This window comes from Jatrophihabitans sp. (genome assembly GCF_051960575.1).
GTDB lineage: Bacteria > Actinomycetota > Actinomycetes > Mycobacteriales > Jatrophihabitantaceae > JBQCEE01.
Genome location: NZ_JBQCEE010000314.1, coordinates 1 through 3,765 on the forward strand (window position 1 = coordinate 1; position 3,765 = coordinate 3,765).

General features: G+C 72.6%; 4 protein-coding genes. All 4 read left to right on the forward strand.

Annotation, left to right across the window (positions count from 1 at the left end):
- On the forward strand, positions 1-797 hold a 797-nt coding region (locus ACTHMS_RS17415), incomplete at its 5' end, for a glutamate ligase domain-containing protein (protein ID WP_440307926.1).
- On the forward strand, positions 794-1,507 hold the full coding sequence (locus tag ACTHMS_RS17420; protein WP_440307927.1) for a cell division protein FtsQ/DivIB: 714 nt from the start codon (positions 794-796) through the stop codon (positions 1,505-1,507). The genes ACTHMS_RS17415 and ACTHMS_RS17420, both read left to right, overlap by 4 nt.
- A 321-nt stretch (positions 1,508-1,828) precedes the next feature.
- Complete coding sequence (gene ftsZ / locus ACTHMS_RS17425; protein ID WP_440307928.1) at positions 1,829-3,118, forward strand: cell division protein FtsZ; 1,290 nt, start codon at positions 1,829-1,831, stop codon at positions 3,116-3,118.
- Positions 3,119-3,130: 12 nt separating this feature from the next.
- The coding region (locus ACTHMS_RS17430; protein ID WP_440307929.1) for an alanine racemase at positions 3,131-3,765 on the forward strand (635 nt) is incomplete at its 3' end.

Sequence of the window (3,765 nt, forward strand, 5' to 3'; positions counted from 1 at the left end):
TCGACCGGATCGACACCGACGGTCTCGTGCTGTGCTGTGCGGACGACGCGGGTGCGCTGCGCATCGCGAGCTACGCGCGGGCAGCGGGGCGGCGCGTGCTCACCTACGGCACGAGCGAGGACGCCGACGTGCGGGTGAGCGAGATCGTGACGCTCGAACAAGGCGTCGACTTCACCGTCACGTCGACGACGATGGGTAGCCGGCGCGTGCACGTCGGTGCGCTCATCGGCCGGCACATGGCGCTCAACGCGTCGGCCGCGCTGGTGCTCGCGCTCGAGCTCGGGCTGGACGCCGGCACGGTCGTCGGTGCGTGGTCGCACTTCGCCGGCGTCCACCGGCGCTTCGAGTCGCACGGCGTCGGCGGGGGAGTGCGGGTCTACGACGACTACGCGCACCACCCCACCGAGATCGCCGCGTCGCTCACCGCCGCCCGCGCGGCGCTCGCCGGGCAGGGGCGGTTGATCGCCGTGTTCCAGCCGGGCACGTACAGCCGCACGCAGACCTTCGCGCGCGAATTCGCCGACGCCATGGCGATCGCCGACATCGCGATCGTCATGGACATCTTCCCGGCGCGCGAGGAACCGATCCCGGGCGTCACCGGGGCCACGATCAGCGACCTGATCCCGCTGCCCGCGAACGCGGTGGTCTACGAGCCGCGCTACGACGCGGTGCCCCAGCGGATCGCCACGCTCGCGCGTCCCGGCGACCTGGTGATCACGATGGGCATCGGCAACGTCTACCTGCTGTGCGACGAGATCCGCGCCGCCTGCGCCGGACGCCTCGGAGGGGACGCATGACCACGCTGCAGGACCGTCCCACGGCGGCCTCGGTCCCGCCGGTCGGCTCGCACCGCCGGCTGATCATCGGCGGGGCGGTGGTGGCGGTGCTCGCGCTGGTCGTCACCTGGCTCATCGGCTTCAGCCCGGTGTTCGGCGTCCGGACGGTCGACGTGCGCGGCAACTCGCTGGTGAGCGACGCGACCATCACCAAGGCCGCCGCCATCGACCACGGCACGCCGCTGGTGCGCCTGGACACCGGCGCGGTGCGCCACCGCGTGCTGCAGCTGCCCGACATCGCCGCGGTGAGCGTGCAGGAGTCGTTCCCGTCCACCGTGGTCATCACCGTGCAGGAGCGCGCGGCGGTCGGGTACGTCGTCGACGGCTCGACCGACCGGCTCGTCGACCGCACCGGCGACGCCTATCGCACGGCACCGTCGCGCCCGGCGGGCCTGCCGAAGCTTGTCGTGCCGGCGGGTGCGTCCGCGTCCACCCTGGCCGGCGTCGCGGACGTCGCCGCGCACCTCTCGCCCGGGCTGCAGCGGCGCATCGCGTCGATCGCCGCCATGGACGCCCAGGCCATCACCCTCGTGCTGCACGACGGCCGGGTAGTCGCCTGGGGCACGTCCGCACAGAGCGCCGAGAAGGCCCGCATTCTGCCCGTGCTGCTGCGCCAGCCCGGCCAGCAGTACGACCTCACGAACCCGCTGCAGCCGGTCGTCCGCCCGTAGCGCGCTCGCGCGGCCGGCTCCGGCGCGACCCGCCCGTCCCGCCGGGTCGTGATGGTCGGGACGGGCCGTGCCCCGCTGGCGGCATCAAGGTCCGGTCGAGGCTTCGGCGCGACACGCCACGACACGCGCGCACTTTTTTGCGACACGCGGCGTGCCTTCCCGGGATCGGTGTCGACCCGCCCTAACTTCAGCTCCAACATCCCAGGTTGACATAACTATAAGGGTCTACTTGAGGGTGAAGGTTCAGGGCAAGGAAGTCAGCAGTTCAGCGGCAACGGTGCCGGGCCAACGGCAACGACGAACGGGAAGCAGGAACCATCCATGACAGCACCGCACAACTACCTCGCGGTCATCAAGGTCGTCGGCGTCGGCGGCGGCGGTGTCAACGCGGTCAACCGCATGATCGAGGTCGGCCTCAAGGGGGTCGAGTTCATCGCGGTCAACACCGACGCGCAGGCACTGCTGATGAGCGACGCCGACGTCAAGCTCGACGTCGGCCGCGAGCTCACCCGGGGCCTCGGCGCCGGCGCCCAGCCCGAGGTCGGCCGCAAGGCCGCCGAGGACCACCGCGACGAGATCGAGGAGGTGCTCAAGGGCGCTGACATGGTCTTCGTGACCGCCGGGGAAGGCGGTGGCACCGGCACCGGTGGCGCGCCGGTCATCGCGAGCATCGCCCGCAAGCAGGGCGCGCTGACCATCGGCGTCGTCACCCGCCCGTTCAGCTTCGAGGGCAAGAAGCGCGCCCAGCAGGCCGAGGACGGCATCGAGGCCCTGCGCGCCGAGTGCGACACCCTCATCGTCATCCCGAACGACCGCCTGCTGCAGATCAGCGAGCACACGGTCTCGGTCATGGACGCGTTCCGCAGCGCCGACCAGGTGCTCCTCTCCGGTGTGCAGGGCATCACCGACCTGATCACCACACCGGGCCTCATCAACCTCGACTTCGCCGACGTCAAGTCGGTGATGTCGGGTGCGGGCTCGGCCCTCATGGGCATCGGCTCGGCGCGCGGCGACAACCGCGCCCGCCAGGCCGCCGAGATCGCCATCGCCAGCCCGCTGCTCGAGGCGAGCATGGACGGCGCCCACGGCGTCCTCATGTCGATCTACGGCGGCAGTGACCTGGGCCTGTTCGAGATCAACGAGGCGGCGTCGCTCGTCGCCGAGTCGGCCCACCCCGACGCGAACATCATCTTCGGTGCGGTCATCGACGACACCCTCGGCGACGAGGTGAAGGTGACCGTCATCGCGGCGGGCTTCGACTCGGGCCAGCTGCCGTACAAGAAGGTCGACGTGCGGCGCGAGCCGGCGTTCAGCCAGCGCAGCGTCCGCCCGCAGCCCGCGCGCGGCGGCTACGGCCAGCCGGCCTACAACCAGCCCGCCTACGGCCAGCCGGCCTACGGCGGCAACGGCTACGAGGCCGCGCCCCAGCAGCAGCCGACCCAGCCGCAGCAGCAGCCGGCCCAGCCGGCCCAGCAGCCCCAGCAGCAGCCGCAGCCGGTGCAGTACGCGCAGGCGTCGGGCTACGGCGCGGCGGGCTACCCGCAGACCGCGCCTGCCGGCCGGAACGTCGTCATGGACGACGACCTCGACGTCCCGGACTTCCTCAAGTAGTCGCGACAATCTGTGCAGCCGGTCGATGACGGGACGCGCCGGGCGGAGCTCTCCGCCTCGCTCGGCGCGGTCCGTCGCCGCCTCGCCGACGCCGCAGCCGCGGCCGGGCGTCCGGTCTCGGCGATCACGTTGATCGCCGTGACCAAGACCTACCCGGCCGCGGACGCCGCGGCGCTCGCCGACCTCGGCGTCGCCGACCTGGGGGAGAGCAAGGACCAGGAGGCGAAGGCCAAGGCCGGCGAGGTGGCCGGCCTGACGTCCGCGCCCGTGCGCTGGCATCTGGTCGGCCGGCTGCAGACGAACAAGGCGAAGTCGGTGGCCGGGTACGCGACGGCGGTGCACTCGGTCGACCGGCTCGAGCTCGTCGCCGCGCTGGCCAGGGGCTGCGAGCGCGTCGAGCGCACGCACCCGCTCGAGGTCTTCGTCCAACTCAGTCTCGACGGCGACCCCACCCGCGGGGGCGTGGTCGAGGCCGACCTGCCCGCCGTCGCCGAGGCCGTCGCCGCGGCCCCGGTGCTGCGGTTGCGCGGCGTCATGGCGGTCCCCCCGTTGGGGGCCGACCCGGCCGCCGCTTTCGCCCGTCTCCCCGATCTGGCGGCCCGCGTGCGGGCCGCGCACCCTGAGGCCGACGCCATCTCCGCCGGGAT